11 protein-coding genes are annotated in these 18,999 nt (G+C 70.2%); 10 read left to right on the top strand and 1 reads right to left on the bottom strand.

The features are described 5' to 3' along the window. The first annotated feature begins 20 nt into the window (after positions 1–20). Positions 21–6,338: a ThuA domain-containing protein gene (locus tag E7Z54_RS07930; RefSeq protein WP_136432612.1), complete on the top strand. Its 6,318-nt coding sequence runs from the start codon at positions 21–23 to the stop codon at positions 6,336–6,338. 85 nt (positions 6,339–6,423) lie between these two features. After that, positions 6,424–7,569 (top strand): acyl-CoA dehydrogenase family protein, encoded by a 1,146-nt coding sequence (locus tag E7Z54_RS07925; RefSeq protein WP_136432610.1) that lies wholly within the window; start codon positions 6,424–6,426, stop codon positions 7,567–7,569. 111 nt (positions 7,570–7,680) lie between these two features. Here the strand turns inward: E7Z54_RS07925 and E7Z54_RS07920 are convergent, their stop codons facing one another. Further along, positions 7,681–8,727: a LacI family DNA-binding transcriptional regulator gene (locus tag E7Z54_RS07920; RefSeq protein WP_240769577.1), complete on the bottom strand. Its 1,047-nt coding sequence runs from the start codon at positions 8,725–8,727 to the stop codon at positions 7,681–7,683. Positions 8,728–8,889: 162 nt separating this feature from the next. Between E7Z54_RS07920 and E7Z54_RS07915 the strand changes: the two genes are divergently transcribed. From E7Z54_RS07915 to E7Z54_RS07880, 8 genes are read left to right on the top strand one after another with little or no spacing between them, the layout of a single operon-like run. Beyond that, a complete protein-coding gene (locus E7Z54_RS07915) occupies positions 8,890–10,461 on the top strand; it encodes a sugar ABC transporter ATP-binding protein (RefSeq protein ID WP_136432608.1) in 1,572 nt (523 codons plus the stop codon). Next, on the top strand, positions 10,458–11,591 hold the full coding sequence (locus E7Z54_RS07910) for an ABC transporter permease (RefSeq protein ID WP_136432606.1): 1,134 nt from the start codon (positions 10,458–10,460) through the stop codon (positions 11,589–11,591). The genes E7Z54_RS07915 and E7Z54_RS07910 overlap by 4 nt, the downstream gene beginning before the upstream one ends. Then, positions 11,588–12,676, top strand: coding sequence for an ABC transporter permease (locus E7Z54_RS07905; RefSeq protein ID WP_136432604.1), 1,089 nt, complete (start codon positions 11,588–11,590; stop codon positions 12,674–12,676). The genes E7Z54_RS07910 and E7Z54_RS07905 overlap by 4 nt, the downstream gene beginning before the upstream one ends. Positions 12,677–12,701: 25 nt before the next feature. Beyond that, positions 12,702–13,721, top strand: a complete 1,020-nt coding sequence (gene rhaS, locus E7Z54_RS07900) for a rhamnose ABC transporter substrate-binding protein (RefSeq protein WP_136432602.1) — start codon at positions 12,702–12,704, stop codon at positions 13,719–13,721. Between the two features lie 28 nt (positions 13,722–13,749). Further along, positions 13,750–14,091, top strand: coding sequence for an L-rhamnose mutarotase (locus E7Z54_RS07895; RefSeq protein WP_136432600.1), 342 nt, complete (start codon positions 13,750–13,752; stop codon positions 14,089–14,091). Between the two features lie 2 nt (positions 14,092–14,093). Next, complete coding sequence (gene rhaI / locus E7Z54_RS07890) at positions 14,094–15,272, top strand: L-rhamnose isomerase (protein ID WP_136432599.1); 1,179 nt, start codon at positions 14,094–14,096, stop codon at positions 15,270–15,272. Positions 15,273–15,322: 50 nt separating this feature from the next. Beyond that, entirely contained in the window at positions 15,323–17,359 is a 2,037-nt protein-coding gene (locus E7Z54_RS07885; RefSeq protein ID WP_136432597.1) for a bifunctional aldolase/short-chain dehydrogenase, read from the top strand. A 3-nt stretch (positions 17,360–17,362) separates the two neighbouring features. Then, positions 17,363–18,865, top strand: a complete 1,503-nt coding sequence (locus E7Z54_RS07880; protein WP_136432595.1) for a rhamnulokinase — start codon at positions 17,363–17,365, stop codon at positions 18,863–18,865. Positions 18,866–18,999 lie beyond the last annotated feature (134 nt).

The following is an 18,999-nucleotide window of genomic DNA, read 5'->3' as shown; positions in this document are numbered from 1 at the left end:
GCCCTTGCTCCAGGAGCGTCATGACCGTCTTCAGCCGAACTTCCTTCCGATTCCTCTCCTCGACCGTCGCCGTCGCGCTCGCCGCCACCGTCGGTGCCGCCGTCCCGGGGCCTGCCCAGGCGCATGAGGATCACGGCCACATCCTGATCTTCACCGAGGCGCCGGCCGGCCCCTGGCACGATGCCGCGATCGCGCAGGGCGCGCCCAAGCTCGAGGCGGCGCTCGAGGCCGCGGGCATGGACGCCACGATCGTGAACGACTCGACCGGCGTGTTCACCGACGAGGGCCTCTCGTCCTACGACGCGATGGTCGCCTTCCAGATCAACGGCGACCCGTGGACAGCCGATGAGAAGGCCGCCATGGAGCGCTGGATGGCAGCCGGCAACGGCATCGCCGCGGTCCACAACGCCACCGACATGCGGGGCAACTACGCATGGTGGGACGAGATGGTGGGCTCTCTCATGCCCGGCCACGCCCCGACCGGCACCGACCCTGGCCAGCCGGGCGTCGTACGGATCGAGGACCACGACCACCCCTCGACCGACCATTTCGCCGAGACCCGGTGGCAGCGCAGCGACGAGTGGTACAACTTCTCCAACAACGTCCGCGGCACCGCCCACATCCTCGCCACGATGGACGAGACCACGTACCAGGGCGGCACCATGGGCTACGACCACCCGATCAGCTGGTGCAAGCCCTACGAGGGCGGTCGCTTCTGGGCGACCGCGCTCGGTCACTTCCCGTCGCACTTCGACGAGCCGAAGTTCAAGGAGCACCTCGTCGGCGGCGTGAAGTACGTCGCCGGCCTCGAGCCCGGCGACTGCGGCGGCACGGTGTGGGGCAACTACGAGAAGGTCCCGCTCGACCAGAACACCTCAGCGCCGTTCGCCATGGACGTGGCGCCCGACGGCAAGGTCTTCCTCACCGAGCTGGTGCGCGGCCAGATCCGTGTCTACGACCCGAAGAGCCAGACCACCAGCACCGCGATCACCATTCCCGTCTACTCGGGCGGCGAGGACGGCCTGCTCGGCATCACGTTGGCCAACGACTTCGCCACCAGTGGGCACCTCTACATCTACTACTCGCCGGCCAGCCCGGACGACACCGACCCGGCCAACTTCGTCAACCGGCTGTCGCGTCTGACCTACGACCACGGGACCGGCACCATCGACCGCGCCACGGAGAGGGTCCTGCTCCAGGTCCCGGCGCGTCGGCTGCCCGACGAGCCCGGCCACACCGGCGGCGGTCTCGACATCGACGCCGATGGGAACCTCTACCTCGGTGTCGGCGACGACGTGAACCCGCACTCCGAGCCGTCCGGCGGCTACGCCCCGCTCTCGGAGCGCAACGGGACCTTCCACGACGCCCGCGCCACCTCGGCGAACACCAACGACCTGCGGGGCAAGCTGCTCCGGATCACGCCGAAACCCGACGGCTCCGGATACACGATCCCGGAGGGCAACCTCTTCCCCGAGTCGGCGGACGCCGGAGACAAGACGCGGCCCGAGATCTACGCGATGGGCTTCCGCAACCCGTTCCGGTTCTCCATCGACCCGGAGACCGGGTGGATCGGGATGGCGGACTACTCCCCGGACAACAGCACCGACGCGCCGGCGACCCGCGGGCCGGCCGGCATCGCCGAGTGGAACCTGATCAAAGCGCCCGGCAACTACGGCTGGCCGCTGTGCATGGGCAACAACGAGCCGTTCCGCGACGTCGACTACGGCAGCAGCACGCCGAACAACCCGCCGATCGTGGGGGACTTCTTCGACTGCCAGAATCCCGTCAACGACAGCGTTCACAACACCGGTCTGACCAACCTCCCACCGGCGCGCCCGGCCGACATGTTCTACGGCTACAAGCGGAGCTCGGTCCCCGCCGTGATCAACCAGGGCGGCGGCCTCGCGCCGATGGGCGGCCCGTTCTACCAGTACGACGAGTCGCTGGAGTCCGACACCAAGTTCCCCGCGGCCTTCGACGGCAAGCCGTTCTTCTACGACTGGGCGCGCAACAAGATGTACAACGTCCAGCTGAAGGAGGACGCCGGATCGACGGCCCCCGGGGGTGCTGTCGAGAAGGTGAACCCGTTCCTCCCGCAGGAGCAGTTCCTGGCACCCATCGACTCGAAGTTCGGTCCGGATGGCTCGCTCTACGTGCTGGACTGGGGTGGCGGGTTCGGGCGTGACAACCCGAACTCCGGCCTGCATCGGATCGACTACATCCAGGGGTCCCGCTCGCCCGTCGCCTCGATCTCCGCCGAGCCCACGTCGGGCCACGCACCGCTGACCGTCGCGTTCGACGGCAGTGCGTCGAGCGACCCCGAGGGCGCCGAGCTGGCCTACGCCTGGGACTTCGAGGACGACGGTGCGGTCGACGCGACCACGGCGACCGCGAGCCACACCTACGGGACGAAGGGCGTCCACACCGCCCGGCTCACGGTGACCGACCCCGACGGAAAGGACGGCACGACCACCGTCGCGATCACCGTCGGCAACACCCAACCGACCGTCGAGTTCAACCTGCCGCCCAGTGGCTCGTTCTTCGACTTCGGCGACGACATCTCGTGGGAGGTCCAGGTCACCGACCCCGAGGACGGCGTGGTCAGCGGTGATGACGTGGTCATCCAGCCGGCGCTCGGCCACGACGACCATGCGCACCACACCCAGCCGCTGTCCGGTCTCACCGGCTCCACGCCGACGAGCCTCGGCGGGCACGCGCCGGACGAGAACATCTTCTTCGCCATCGACGCCCGCTACCAGGACAAGGGTGGTGAGGGTGGCGCGAACCCGCTCACGGGCTCAGCGACCACCGTGGTGTTCCCGAAGCTGAGGCAGGCGGAGTTCTTCGACGCCAAGTCGGAGAACGCCACCCTGGCGCCGGGCCGTGACCCGGCGGGCGGCGGCCAGGTGGTCGTCGGCGGCGACGGCGCCTGGGTGCGCTTCGACCCGGTCAGCTTCCACCGTGTCGATGAGCTCGCGCTGCGGGTCTCGGCCGCCGCCGCCAGCAGTCTCGAGCTACGCCAGGGCGCACCCGACCGCGAGCTCCTGGCCACGATCGACGTGCCCGCCACGGGCACCGCATACCGCGACGTCAAGGTCGATGTCAGTGAGCTCGGCGCGGACTCGAGGAACATCTACGTGGTGTTCCCGGGGCCCGCCGTCAGGCTGAACTTCCTCGAGGCGCTCGGCCAGGGCTCCTCACCCGCCGCGCGACCCCAGGTGGCGATCACCGCGCCGCAGGAGGGCGTCCAGCTCGAGCCGGACACCGACGTCCAGGTCACCGCGGACGCCTCCGACGCGGACGGTACCGTCGCCACGGTGGAGTTCTTCGTCGGTGAGACGAAGATCGGCGAGGACGACACCGCGCCGTACGAGGTCACCTGGCGCACCCCGGCCGAGGAGGACCTCTACCACCTCACCGCCGTCGCGACCGACAACGACGGCAGGACCACCACCTCGCGAGTCTCGGTCGCGCAGGTCGGCGAGCTGTTCGGGGCGCTCCAGCCCTTCACCAACGTCAACGGTGCGTTCGAGAAGCTCGGTCCCGGTCAGTTCCGGATCACCGGTGCCGGCAACGACACCTGGCAGGCCATCGACCAGTACAGCACCCTGTTCCACCCGGGCGCCGCGGACGAGAAGTGGGAGGCGGTGGTCCGGGTCGACGCTCACACGATGACCCACGGCGCCGCCAAGGCCGGGATCATGGTCCGCAACGACATCACGCTGCCCGGCGTCTCGCCCGGCTACGCGATGGTCGCACTGCGACCCAGCGGCGGGATCGAGTTCCTCACCGACACCAACGGCAACGGCCAGCTCGACTCTTCGGTGCAGAGCGGCACCAGCGGTACGCCGAAGTGGCTGAAGCTGCGGCGTGACGAGGGCGGCTACTCGGCGGCCTGGTCCAACAACGGGACGACGTGGACCCAGGTCGGCACCAAGCTGACCTTGCCGGGCGCAGCAGCCACGCAGGACATCGGCATCTTCGAGATGTCCCACGAGGCAGCCGCCAAGAGCGCGGACTTCTCGCAGTTCACGGTCGACACCGACCCGACCGATCCTGCGCCCGAGCCGATCAGCGACCCGCTGTCCTGCCCGACCGGACCGCTCTCGGACGAGTTCGACGGTGCGTCGATGAGCCCGAAGTGGGGCTTGCGGTACGCGGCCGGATCCCCGATCACCCAGTCCGGGGGGACGCTCAACCTCCCGGTGACCACCGGTGACATCAACGAGGACGAGACCGGCCCGGTGAGCTTCGCCGGTCAGCCGGTCCCGGCAGGGGACTGGACCGCCACGACGAAGGTCGAGCTGGCGCACACCTCGCACTGGCAGTGGGCCGGCATCGTGGTCCACCAGAACGACAACAACTACAACAAGCTGGCGTTCGTGCGGACCCAGGCCGGTGGCCGGATCATCGAGTTCCAGACGGAGAACAACGGGTCCCGGACCACCCCGGCGGCACCTGCTGTGCCGGCGGACTTCCCGACCACCGTGAACCTCCGGCTCGTGAACACCGGCGGCACCCTCACCGGCGCGTACTCCACCGACGGGGCGGCCTGGACGAGCCTGAACGGCTCGCTGGCCCTCAAGCCCGATGCGCGGATCGGCGTGATGGCCGCGGGCGACCTCGGCACCACGCGGGCGGTGGCGAAGGCCGACTGGTTCCGGTTCGCCCCGGAGCCGCAGGCGACCGAGGTCGATCCGAACGACGAGTTCGACGGCGCCCGGCTCGACGGCTGCCGGTGGGCTGAGTCGGTCCGCTACCACTCCGCGACCGAGGAGGTCGCAGGCGGTCACCTGAGGATCACGACCCAGCCCGGCGACATCGACGGCAACAACCCGGTCTCGCCACGGAACTTCATCCTCCAGGACGCGCCGGAGGGTGACTGGGTCGCGACCACCCGGTTCAAGGCACCGCTGAAGCACCGGTACCAGCTCGCCGGGCTGCTGATGTACGCCGACGACAACAACTACGTGAAGACGGACGTGGTCGCCTACAACACGCCGGGCGCTGCACTCGACCTGCGGGCCGAGGCGGGCCGCGAGGTGAACGGCGCGATCTCGGGCGGCTCCAACCTCAACATCGCCGACTCGACCGAGAGCGGGTACTGGTACCTCCGGGTCACCAAGACCGGCAACCAGTACGTGCCCGAGGTCAGTGACGGTGGGACCAACTGGACGCCGATCGGCTCCGGAATCACCTTCGACAGGCCGCTTGAGTCCCTGGGCCTGATGGCGATCGGACCCTCCCAGGAGGAGCCGGTGGTGGTGGAGTTCGACTACTTCCACCTCGACGCGGAGGAGGACGACACCACCGCCCCGACCACCGCCCTGACCCTGGACCCCAGCGATGCGGACGGGGAGAACGGCTGGTACGTGTCGGCGCCCTCCTTCACCCTCGCCGCCGACGACGGCGACGGCAGCGGCGTGGACTCGACCGAGTACCGGATCGGGGGCGGCGCGTGGACGCCGTACGAGGGGACGCCGGTCGACCTTGCCGGCGCCGCCGACGGTGAGGTCGTGATCGGCTACCGGTCCACGGACCAGGCCGGCAACGTCGCTGAGCCCGCGACCACGAGGGTGAGGCTCGACCGGGACGCGCCGCAGACCACGCCGACGGTCACCGATGACGGCGACACCAAGGTGGTGACCCTCACCGCCGAAGACAGGGCGTCCGGCGTGGCCGGGACCGAGGTCAAGGTCGACGACAACGCCTGGCATGCCTACGACGCGCCGGTGCGGATCGATGCGCCCGGTGACCACGTGGTGGCCTACCGCTCCACCGACGCGGCCGGCCTGGTCGAGGCGGCGGGCAGCGTGACGGTGACCGTGACCGACACCACCGGGCCGGTGCTGCGGGTGACCGGGCTCGTCGCCGGCCGGACGTACAGCCACGCCGCGCAGCCGACGCTCGGGTGGACGGCGACGCCGACCGGATCTCCGGTCGACCGCGTGGTGGCCACGATCGGCCATCGCACGGTCGGCCAGGGCCGGCTGGAGCTGTGGCGGTTCCCGGTGGGCGGCAACGTCCTGACGGTGACGGCGACCGATGAGGCGGGGAACAGCACCACCGTGCGGGTCCGCTTCCGGGTCACCACCTCGATCGCCGCCGTCCGCACCCTCGTCCAGCGGTTCGCCGACCAGGGCTCGATGAACCGCAGGGTGGAGCGGCGGATCCTCGCCCACCTGGCCACGGCCGCACGGCTGGACAGGAGGGGGCGCGACCGGCAGGCGGCGGCCGCCCTGGTCAGGGCGCGTGACGTCGCCGGGCGGATCCGAGTCCCCGTGCACCGGAGGGTGGTGCGTTCGGACCTGGCCATCCTGATCCGGCGCCTCCGCTGAGACCGTCCCGGGCGGGCGCCGACGACCGCGAGCCGGCGTCCGCCCGGGCGCTTCAGCGTGGCTACCAGCCAGTAGAGTCCTGCCCATGAAGCGCGAGATCTACGACGAGGACCACGAGGCCTTCCGGGCGTCCGTCAAGGAGTTCGTGGACCGTTCGGTCCTGCCCCACACCGACCAGCACATCGCCGACAAGGCGCTGCCGCGCGAGTTCTGGCTCGAGGCGGGCAAGCAGGGACTGCTCGGCCTCGAGATCCCCGAGCAGTACGGCGGTGCCGAGGCGGGCGACTACCGCTTCAACGCGGTCCTCCAGGAGGAGCTCGCCAAGGTCGGTGCGGCCTACCCGACCTGCCACGGGATCCACGCGGACATCACGGCGCCGTACATCGTCGAGCTCGGCACCGACGAGCAGAAGGAGCGATGGCTCCCGGGCGTCGCGTCCGGCGAGATCCTGCTCGCGATCGGCATGACCGAGCCCTCCGGCGGCTCCGACCTCGCCGCGCTGAAGACCACCGCCGTCCGGGACGGCGACGAGTGGGTCATCAACGGCTCGAAGACCTTCATCACCAACGGCTACTCCTGCGACCTGGTGGTCACCGCGGTCCGCACCGACCCGGAGAAGGGCCCCAAGGGCATCACCCTCTTCGGCATCGAGGCGACCAAGGAGGGCTTCTCCCGCGGGCGCAAGCTCGACAAGGTCGGCATGGAGGAGTCCGACACGGCCGAGCTGTTCTTCGAGAACGTCCGGGTGACCGACGCCGAGATCATCGGCGAGCTCAACATGGGCTTCATCCACATGATGCAGAAGCTCCCGCAGGAGCGCCTCGCGTGCTCCATCGCCAACGTCGCCCACGCCAAGCAGATCCTGCTGGAAACCATCCAGTACGCCAAGGAGCGGCACGCGTTCGGGGCGCCGATCGGCACCTTCCAGCACATCAAGTTCCTCCTGGCGGACCTGGTCACCCGGATCGAGGTGGCCGAGGCCTACATCGACAAGTGCGTGCTCGCCCACTCCAAGGGAGAGCTCACCGCCGTCGACGCCGCCAAGGCCAAGTGGTACTCCAGCGACGTGCAGGGCGAGGTCCTCGAGCACTGCGTCCAGATCCACGGCGGGTACGGGTTCATGAACGAGTACCGCGTCGCCCGCGCCTGGCGGGACGCCCGGGTCACGAAGATCTGGGCCGGGTCCAACGAGATCATGAAGGAGCTCATCGGGCGGGATCTGGGGTTGTGAGTGGGGTTGCAGGAATCGCCGGTTAACCGGTGATTCCTGCACTTCCCGGCCGTTGCAACACCCCAGAAGTGCCCGGACCGGCCGGGTCACGTGACTGGTGGGACGAGACAGTCAGCCCGCGGTCGAGCGGCGTACGACGAGCTCGGGCTCGAGCACCACGTGCCGGACCCGGCGCGCGGGGTCGGCGATGACGTCGAGCAGCAGGTCGGCCGCGACCTGGCCCATGCCCTCGCGAGGCTGTCGGACCGAGGTGATCGGGATCGCCGCGGACGCGGCGAAGTCGATGTCGTCGTAGCCGACGATGGCGATGTCGTCGGGCACCCGGACCCGGGCGAGCGTCAGTGCCTGGAGCACGCCGAGTGCGATCAGGTCGTTGGCGGCGAAGATCGCGTCGGGCCGCTCGCGGCCATCCAGCTTGAGCAGGTCCTCGGCCGCGCGCCGGCCGGCGTCGGCATCCATCGTGGCCGTCTCCACGAAGCGGAGCGCCACCCCGCGGCTCGCGGACGCCACCATCTCGGCGGCGGCGAGGCGGTCCTTGACCTGGTTCAGTCCGCGGGGGCCGCCGACGAAGGCGATCCGCCGCCGCCCGACGTCGACCAGGTGCTGAGCGGCCAGCCGACCGCCGAGCTTGTCGTCGACGGACACCGACGAGAACTCCCGTGAGCCGACCCGTCGGTCCACGATCACCACGGCGGTGCCGCGGTCGCGGATCCGGCGCAGCCGGGGCAGCACCTGCCCCACAGGCGTGATCAGCAGGCCGCTGACCCGCTGCTCCTCGAACAGGTCCAGGTACGTCGACTCGCGGGCCTCGTCCTGGCCGGAGTTGGCCAGGATGAGCGGACGGCCCTGCTCGCCGAGCCGCGCCTCGACGCCCTGGGCGACGTCGGTGAAGAACGGGTTCCGGACGTCGAGCACGACCATCCCGACCGAGCGGCTGGTGCCCGCCCGCAGTTGGCGGGCGGCGTCGTTGCGCACGAACCCGAGCTCGTCGATCACGCCGAGGACGTGCTCGAGCGTGCTCGGCAGCACCTTGTCGGGACGGTTGAGGACGTTCGAGACGGTCCCGACCGAAACCCCGGCCGCGGCCGCGACGTCCTTCACGGAGACATGGCGCGGGGAGCGCTCGCGCGGCAGTGACGCCTCGGCCTCGGTGACCACGTGACCTCCTGTTTGGTGGGGTGGGCTGAGCGTCCCACGGCGACCACGGTTGATTCGTTTCAAAATCGTCCACCGCAGGTCCTTGACGCATGTGACAGCAGTCACTTAACGTTTCTGCAATCCGTAGTTGAAACCTTTCAACGCCCAATGTCAAGGAGCGACATGTCTGGCCCGTCCGACCCGAGCGGCAGCCCGTTGACGCTCGAGCTGCGTGACGTCGCGAAGTCCTTCGGCGCGGTCGCCGCGCTCCGCAGCGGCACGCTCGAGGTGCGGCCCGGCTCGATCCACGCGCTCGTCGGCGAGAACGGCGCCGGCAAGTCGACGCTGGTCAAGGTGATCGCCGGAGTCCACCAGCGCGACGCGGGTGAGTTCCGGCTCAAGGGCGAGGAGGTCGACTTCGGCTCCACCAGCGAGTCCAAGGCCGCCGGCGTCGCCGTGATCTACCAGGAGCCGACCCTCTTCCCCGACCTCTCGGTCGCCGAGAACATCTTCATGGGCCGTCAGCCGCTGGGCCCGGCGCGCCGGATCGACCGGAAGCGGATGTACGACGGGTCCGCCGCACTCTTCGACCGGCTCGGCGTCCACATCGACCCCCGCCGCCCGGCGCGTGGCCTCTCCATCGCCGACCAGCAGATCATCGAGATCGCGAAGGCGATCTCGCTCGACGCGGCACTGCTCGTGATGGACGAGCCGACCGCGGCGCTGAGCGGCGTCGAGGTGGACCGCCTCTTCGCGGTGGCGCGCAGCCTGCGCGACGAGGGCCGGGCGCTGGTCTTCATCTCCCACCGGTTCGAGGAGGTCTTCGCGCTCTGTGACGAGGTCACCGTGATGCGCGACGGCGAGTACGTCTCGACCGACCCGATCGTGGACACGACGGTGGACGAGATCGTCGCCCGGATGGTCGGCCGCGAGGTCACCGACCTGTTCCCGAAGACCCCGGCCCCGGTCGGCGACGTCGTCCTCGACGTCGAGGGGCTCAACCGGACCGGCGTCTTCCACGATGTGAGCTTCCAGGTCCGCGCCGGTGAGATCGTCGCCCTCGCCGGACTCGTCGGCGCCGGCCGCAGCGAGATCGCCCGCGCGGTCTTCGGCGTCGACGCGTACGACGCCGGCAGCGTCCGCATGCTCGGACGGGCTGTCCGCCCGGGCCGCCCGCGCGCCGGGATCGAGGCCGGCATGGCGTTCGTCCCGGAGGACCGGCGCCAGCAGGGCCTGGTCGTCGACGGCACCATCGCCCGCAACGTCGCCGCCGTCATCCGCGGCCGGCTCGACCGCCTGGGCTTCCTGACCACCCGCGCGGAGAACCGGGCCGCCGGACCGTGGGCCGCCCGGCTCGAGGTCAAGACCAACGCGCTCGACATGCCCGCCACCACCATGAGCGGCGGCAACCAGCAGAAGGTCGTGCTCGCGAAGTGGCTCGCCACGGAGCCGAAGCTGCTGATCATCGACGAGCCGACCCGGGGCATCGACGTCGGGACGAAGTCGGAGGTGCACCGACTGCTGTCCGACCTCGCCGGACAGGGACTCGCGATCGTGATGATCTCCTCCGAGCTGCCCGAGGTCCTCGGTATGGCCGACCGGGTCCTCGTCGTGCACGAGGGACGGATCACCGCGGAGCTGGACCGTGAGGAGGCGACGGCGGAGGCGGTCATGCGCGCCGCCACCGGCTCGTCCGGCATCACGCCGATGGTCGGGAACCCCGCGTCGGCGTCCACAGAGGAAGTGAAGGCATGAGCATGACCCTCGGCTCGGACCCGGCGCCGGACGCGATCGAGGTCCACCCCAGCGAGCTCAGCCCGACCCAGCGCCTGCTGGCCACGGTCCTGCGCTCCCGCGAGCTCGCGGTCGGCCTGGTGCTGCTGCTGCTCATCGTCGTCACGGCCAGCAAGAGCTCCAGCTTCGTCTTCGGCTCCGACGGGTGGCGCTCACTGCTCGTCAACCCGAGCATCCTGATTCTCCTCGCGGTCGGCCAGACCGTGGTGATCGTGACCCGGAACGTCGACCTCTCGGTCGGCTCCACCCTCGGGCTCACCGCCTACCTCACCGGCCGACTGTTCATCGACACCGGACTCCCTGCTCCCGTCGTCGTGCTGGCCGCTGTGGGGCTCGGCGCCGCGCTCGGCCTGGTCAACGGCGTCCTGGTCGCCTTCGGCAAGGTGCCCGCGCTGGTGATCACGCTGGGAACGCTCTACGTCTACCGCGGCATCTTCCTCACCTGGGCCGGCAGCGACCGGGTCACCGCGAGCGACATCCCCGACGGATTCCTCGACCTCGGTACGGCCCAGCTGCTCAGCATCCCGGTGCTGACGATCATCGCGTTGGTGGTCCTGGCCGTGGTCGGCTACCACCTGCACACGGCCCGCTCGGGACGCGAGCTGTACGCGATCGGCTCCGACCCCGGGGCCGCGACGCTCTACGGCCTCAACGTCACCCGGCGGGTGCTCCTCGCGTTCGTGCTCTCGGGCGCGCTCGCCGGACTCGCCGGCGCCTTCTACGTCGCCCGCTACGGCACGGTGAGCTCCAACGCCGGCCTGAACATCGAGCTGCAGGCGGTCGGCGCGGCGGTCATCGGCGGCGTCGCGATCTTCGGCGGCAGCGGCACCGTGTGGGGCGCCGCGATCGGCGCCACCCTGCTGGTGACGATCAACAGCGCCCTCCCGGTGCTCGGCATCCAGGACTTCTGGCAGCGGGCCGTCGTGGGCGCCCTGATCCTCGCCGCGATCGTCCTCGACCGGGTGCTCTCGACCCGGCAGGAGCGGCGGCTGGCCGTGGCCCGTGAGCTCGAGCCCGGTCACGGCTCACCGCCCGGCACGCCCGCGCCGCCCACGTCCTCGCCCCGATCCGACCATGGGACCGCCTCATGAGCACGTCGACTCTTCCCACCACGCCCGAGAGCCAGCGCAGCTACCGGCCGTACGCGCGGCCGCTGGTCGCCCGGCTCCTGGTCAACCGCGAGGCCGCGATCATCGGTCTGCTCGTGGCGGTCTTCGCCTGGTCGACGGTCAACATCGAGGCCTTCGACGGCCCGCTGACGCTCTACTACCTGTTCCTCGACATGGCGCCGATCCTGATGATCGCGCTGCCGATGACGCTGGTGATCATCACTGGCGAGATCGACCTGTCCGTCGCCAGCATCGTCGGGCTGAGCAGCGTCCTGGTCGGCATCTTCCACGTCGACATGGGGCTCTCGATCCCGGTCGCCGGCCTGCTGGCGATCGCCGTCGGGACCCTGGCCGGTCTCCTCAACGGGTTCCTCGTCGCCTACGTCGGACTGCCCTCGCTCGCGGTCACCATCGGCACCCTCGCGCTCTACCGCGGCATCGCCGTCGGCCTGCTGGGCGACACCGCGATCACCGACTTCCCCCAGAAGTGGACCGACCTGGTCAAGGAGCGGATCGTCGAGGAGAGCTCCTACCCGATGGTCCTGATCCCGATCGCCGTGCTGATCGTGGTGTTCGCGCTGACGCTCCACTTCACCTCCTTCGGGCGCGGTGTGTACGAGATCGGCCTCAACGACCAGGCGGCCCGGTTCAGCGGCGTCAACGTGGAGCGGACGAAGCTGTTCCTGTTCGCCCTCACCGGGGCCGTGTCGGCGCTCGCGGGCATCTACTACACGCTGCGCTACGGCAGCGCCCGCGGCGACAACGCCACCGGGCTCGAGCTGCAGGTCATCGCAGCCGTGCTGCTCGGCGGCGTCTCCATCTTCGGTGGCCGCGGCGCCCTGCACGGTGTGATCGCCGGCGTCCTGCTGATCGGCGTCATCTCCAGCGCCATGCGCCTGGAGGGCGAGACGGTCAACAAGATCAACATCGTGATCGGAGTGCTGCTCGTGCTCTCCGTGATCTCCACCAGCTTCCTTGCCTGGGCCTCGGGTCTGCGCTCGGCGAGGAGATGGCCGTGGGCGACTCGCCCCCGGCCGGACGGCACCGGCAAGCGGTCGCAGTCCTGACCCGGTTCGACGAAAGGTAACAAGGATGAAGATCCAGAGTCGGCGACTCACCGCCCTGGCCGCGGTGGCACTCGCCGCCAGCCTCGGCCTGACCGCTTGCGGTGGGGACGACGAGGGAGACGGAGGCAGCGACGGCGCGGCCATCACCTTCCTCCCCAAGAACCTCGGAAACCCCTACTTCGACACCAGCAACGCCGGAGGCGAGAACGCCATCAAGGAGTTCGGCGGCACCTACAAGCAGGTCGGCCCGGACACCGCGACGCCGGACTCGCAGGTCCAGTTCATCAACACCGAGGCCCAGCGCGGCGTCGACGGTCTGGTGGTCTCCGCCAACGACCCGACGGCCATCTGCGACGCCCTCAACGAGGCGCGCGACGCCGGCGTCAAGGTCGTCACCTTCGACTCCGACACCGAGCCGGACTGCCGCGACCTGTTCATCAACCAGGCCAGCGCCGAGGGCATCGCGAAGGTCCAGATCGACCTGATCGCCGAGCAGATCGGCGGCTCCGGCGAGATCGCGATCCTCTCCGCGGCCGCCAACGCCACCAACCAGAACGCCTGGATCAAGATGATGGAGGAGGAGCTCGCCGCCAACCACCCCGACATCAAGCTCGTCGACACCGTCTACGGAGACGACGACGACCAGACGTCGTTCGACAAGACCGCTGCGCTCCTCCAGGCCCACCCCAACCTGAAGGGCATCATCTCGCCGACCACCGTCGGCATCACGGCCGCGGCCCGCTACCTGTCGGACTCGCAGTACAAGGGCAAGGTCGCGCTGACCGGTCTCGGCACCCCGAACCAGATGCGTGACTACATCAAGGACGGCACCGTCACGGCGTTCGCGCTCTGGAACCCCGAGGACCTCGGCTACCTGTCCGCGTACGCCACCAAGGCGCTGATCGACGGCGAGATCAACGGCGACGAGGGCGACACCTTCGAGGCCGGCGAGCTCGGCGAGTACACCGTCGGTGCGAACGGCGAGGTCCTCCTCGGCGACCCGTTCGTCTACGACGAGTCCAACATCGACGACTTCGACTTCTGATCGTCGTTCCGAGACCGCAGGAACAGGGATGCCCCGCTACTGCTTCACCCTCCAAGTCCGTCCCGATCGGATGGACGAGTACGTCGAGCGGCACCGGGCCGTGTGGCCCGAGATGCTCGACGCCCTCGCGGAGACCGGGTGGCGGAACTACTCCCTGTTCCTGCGGGACGACGGGCTGCTCGTCGGGTACGTCGAGTCCGACGACCTGACCGCAGCCCAGGCCGCCATGGCCCGCACCGAGGTCAACGCCCGGTGGCAGGCCGAGATGGCGCCGTTCTTCACCGGCATCAACGGCGGCGCACCCGACCAGGGGTTCGTCGTCCTCCGCGAGGTCTTCAACCTCGACCAACAGCGACACGAGAGCAACTGACGATGACCGACTTCGCCGCCATCGCGGCCCAGCTCGAGGGCCAGGCCATCGAGCTCCCCTCGTGGGCGTTCGGCAACTCCGGCACCCGCTTCAAGGTCTTCGCGACCCCCGGTACCCCGCGGTCGGTCGAGGAGAAGATCGCCGATGCGGCCACGGTGCACCGGTTCACCGGACTCGCACCGACGGTCGCGCTCCACATCCCGTGGGACAAGGTCGACGACTACCCGGCACTGCGGCGGTTCGCCGAGGAGCACGGGGTGCGACTCGGCACGATCAACTCCAACACCTTCCAGGACGACGACTACAAGTTCGGCGCCCTGACCCACGTCGACCCGACGATCCGGCGCAAGGCGATCGACCACCACCTCGAGTGCATCGAGATCATGGACGCGACCGGTTCCCGCGACCTCAAGATCTGGCTCGCGGACGGCAGCAACTACCCCGGCCAGGCCGACCTTCGCGGTCGCCAGGACCGGCTCGCCGAGTCGCTCGCGGCCATCTACGAGCGGATCTCGGACGACCAGCGGCTGGTGCTGGAGTACAAGTTCTTCGAGCCGGCCTTCTACCACACCGACGTCCCCGACTGGGGCACGTCGTACGCCCAGGTGGCCGCACTGGGCGACCGGGCCATGGTCTGCCTCGACACCGGCCACCACGCGCCCGGCACCAACATCGAGTTCATCGTCATGCAGTTGCTGCGGCTCGGGAAGCTGGGCTCGTTCGACTTCAACAGCCGTTTCTACGCCGACGACGACCTCATCGTCGGTGCCGCGGACCCATTCCAGCTGTTCCGGATCCTCTTCGAGGTGATCCGCGGCGGCGGCTACGGACCGGCCAACCCCGACGGCCACAGCGAGGTGGCCTTCATGCTCGACCAGTGCCACAACGTCGAGGACAAGATCCCCGGACAGATCCGTTCGGTCCTCAACGTCCAGGAGATGACGGCGCGCGCGCTGCTCGTCGACCGCGCCGCCCTCGCGGCGGCCCAGGACGCCGGCGACGTGCTCGGTGCGCACCAGGTGCTCATGGACGCGTTCTACACCGACGTGCGCGCCGACCTTGCGGGCTGGCGCGAGGAGCGCGGCCTGCCGGGCGACCCGATGCGGGCCTACGCCGAGTCCGGCTACCAGGCCGAGATCGAGGCCAGCCGCGTCGGCGGCAACCAGCTCTCCTGGACCTGAGTCCCTCACGCCACGCCCACAGCAGATCGCACAAGATCGAGAAAGGCATCATGACCAACCCCGCAGCGGCCGAGCTGATCGCCCGGTCCAACCGCCTCGGCGCCGACCCGAAGAACACCAACTACGCGGGCGGCAACACCTCGGCCAAGGGCACGGAGACCGACCCGGTCACCGGTGAGCCCGTCGAGCTGCTCTGGGTGAAGGGCTCCGGCGGCGACCTCGGCACCCTCACCGAGCCCGGACTCGCGGTGCTTCGCCTGGACCGGATGCGCGCCCTCGTCGACGTCTACCCGGGCGTCGACCGGGAGGACGAGATGGTGGCCGCGTTCGACTACTGCCTGCACGGCAAGGGCGGCGCTGCCCCGTCGATCGACACCGCGATGCACGGCCTGGTCGACGCTCCCCATGTCGACCACCTCCACCCCGACTCCGGGATCGCGATCGCGACCGCCGCGGACGGCGAGCAGCTCACCCGCAGGATCTACGGCGACAAGGTGGTGTGGGTGCCCTGGCGGCGGCCCGGCTTCCAGCTCGGCCTGGACATCGCGGCGATCAAGGACAAGAACCCGCAGGCCGTCGGCTGCATCCTCGGCGGTCACGGCATCACCGCGTGGGGTGACACCAGCGATCAGGCCGAGGCCAACTCGCTGTGGATCATCGACACCGCCGCGTCGTACATCGCCGAGCACAGCAAGGCCGAGCCGTTCGGCCCCGCCCTCGAGGGGTACCACGCCCTGCCGGACGCCGAGCGTCGCGCGAAGGCCGCAGCGCTGGCCCCCACCATCCGCGGCATCGCGTCCGCGGACCGCCCGATGGTCGGCCACTTCACCGACTCCGACGTGGTGCTGGACTTCCTCTCGCACGCGGAGCACCCGCGGCTGGCCGCGCTGGGCACGTCCTGCCCCGACCACTTCCTGCGCACCAAGGTCAAGCCGCTGGTGCTCGACCTGCCCGCGACCGCTTCGGTCGAGGACTCGATCGCGCGACTCCAGGAGCTGGCGGTCACCTACCGCGAGGACTACCAGGCCTACTACGACCGACACGCGACCCCCGACTCGCCCGCGATCCGGGGCAAGGACCCGCTGATCGTGCTGGTGCCCGGGGTCGGCATGTTCTCCTTCGGCAAGGACAAGCAGACCGCCCGCGTGGCGGGGGAGTTCTACGTCAACGCGATCAACGTGATGCGCGGCGCGGAGGGGCTGTCGACGTACTCGCCGATCGACGAGGCGGAGAAGTTCCGCATCGAGTACTGGGCGCTGGAGGAGGCCAAGCTCCAGCGGATGCCGAAGCCCAAGCCGCTGGCGACCCGGATCGCGCTGGTCACCGGTGCCGCCAGTGGCATCGGCAAGGCGACCGCGAAGCGGCTGGCCGCCGAGGGCGCCTGCGTGGTGATCGCGGACCTCGACGGTGAGAAGGCGGCGGCGACCGCCGCCGAGATGGGCGGGCCCGACGTCGCGGTCGGCGTGGCCGGCGACGTCTCCGACGAGGCTGCCGTCGAGGCGATGGTCGCGGCGGCATGCCTGGCCTTCGGCGGCGTCGACCTGGTGGTCAACAACGCCGGTCTCTCGCTCTCCAAGCCGCTGCTGGAGACCACCGAGCGCGACTGGGACCTCCAGCACGACGTGATGGCCAAGGGCTCCTTCCTGGTCTCCAGAGCGACCGCCCGGGCGATGATCGAGCAGGGCATGGGCGGCGACATCGTCTACATCTCCTCGAAGAACTCGCTGTTCGCCGGCCCGAACAACGTCGCCTACGGCGCCGCGAAGGCCGACCAGGCGCACCAGGTGCGGCTGCTCGCCGTCGAGCTGGGCGAGCACGGCATCAAGGTGAACGGCATCAACCCCGACGGGGTGGTTCAGGGATCGGGCATCTTCGCCGGCGGCTGGGGCGCCAGCAGGGCCGCGGTCTACGGCGTCGACGAGCAGGACCTCGGCAAGTTCTACGCCCAGCGCACCATCCTCAAGCGGGAGGTCCTGCCCGACCACATCGCCAACGCCGTGTTCGTTCTCTGCGGCCCGGACCTGACGCACACCACCGGCCTCCACGTCCCGGTGGACGCCGGGGTCGCGGCCGCGTTCCTCCGCTGAGCGATGGCTGAGGTGACAGCGCAGCAGGGGGCAGGGACCGCGGTCCGCGTGGCCGCCGTCGACCTCGGGGCGACGAGCGGGCGGGTGATGTCCGGACGGATCAGCGCCAGCGGCATCGAGATCAACCAGATGCACCGGTTCCCGAACGGAGCGGTCCGGGTCGGGTCGTCGTACTTCTGGGACGTGCTCGGCATCCACCGCGAGGTGCTGACCGGCATCCGCGAGGTGGCCCGCAGCGGACCGCTGCACGGGATCGGCATCGACTCGTGGGCCGTCGACTACGGCCTGCTCGACCGCGACGGCCAGCTCCTGGGCAACCCGTTCAGCCACCGCGACCCGCGGACCGACGGCCTCGCCGCGAAGGTCGCCGCCGAGGTGGGGGCGGCCGAGCTCTATGCGTGCACCGGCATCCAGCAGCTGCCGTTCAACACGATCTACCAGCTGGCCGCCGCGCGGGGGACGGCCGCGCTCGAGGCGGCGGAGACGCTCCTGCTGCTGCCCGACCTGCTGGGCTACTGGCTCACCGGCAGCATCGGCGCCGAGCGGACGAACGCCTCCACCACCCAGCTGTACGACGCCCGGTCGGGCGAGTGGGCCACCGAGATCGCCCGACGGCTCGGCATTCCGTGGGGGATCCTGCCGCCGCTGCGGGACCCGGGCTCGATGGTCGGTCCGCTGCTCCCGCACGTCGCGCAGGAGCTCGGCCTCACCGCCGACGTGCCCGTGGTCGCGGTCGGGTCGCACGACACCGCGTCGGCCGTGGTCGCCGTGCCGGCGGAGACCGGCCGCTTCGCCTACATCTCGTCGGGGACCTGGTCCCTGGTCGGCCTGGAGCTCGACCAGCCGGTGCTCACCGAGGCTGCCCGGCTTGCCGACTTCACCAACGAGCTGGGTGTGGACGGCACCACGCGGTTCCTCAAGAACGTGATGGGCCTCTGGGTGCTCTCGGAGTCGCTGCGCTCGTGGAGCGACCGTCGGTTCCGCGACGTCGAGCTGCGCTCGCTGATCACGCAGGCCGGCGAGTTCGACCCGCAGCGCACCGTCATCGACATCAACGACCCCCGGCTGCTCGTGCCCAGCTCCGCTGCGGACCCGATGCCCGAGCGGATCGCGGCGCTCGCCGCCGAGGCCGGGGAGCCGGTTCCGCACTCCCCGGTCGCGATCACCCGCTGCATCATCGACAGCCTGGCGGTGGCCTACCGTCGCCAGGTGCGGACCGCGGCCGAGCTCGCGGACGTCCCGGTCGAGGTCGTGCACGTCGTGGGCGGCGGGTCCCAGAACGAGATCCTCTGCCAGCTCACGGCCGACGCCTGCGGGCTCCCGGTGCTGGCCGGCCCCGTGGAGGCGGCCGCCCTCGGCAACGTCCTGGTCCAGGGCCGAGCCCTGGGCGCCGACCTGCCCGACCTGGCCGCGATGCGCGCCCTGGTCCGTCGGTCCTACGAGGTCCGCCGCTACGAGCCACGCGACAGCGTGGACTGGGCGGTCGTCGAGTCCCGCGTGTTCTGACCCGCTCCCGATCTTTCCCCGCACCCCCTCCCGGAAGGCCACACCCACCCGTGAACGAACCCACCCCCGGAACGCGCATCAACCGTCGGACGCTGTTCGGCGCCGCCGCGGCGGGCCTCGGCGCCGCCGCCACG

The organism is Nocardioides sp., from assembly GCF_004803405.1.
GTDB classification, from domain to species: domain Bacteria; phylum Actinomycetota; class Actinomycetes; order Propionibacteriales; family Nocardioidaceae; genus Nocardioides; species Nocardioides vastitatis.
The sequence above is the reverse complement of the archived record's forward strand: the minus strand, read 5'-3'. Positions and strand labels throughout refer to the sequence as shown.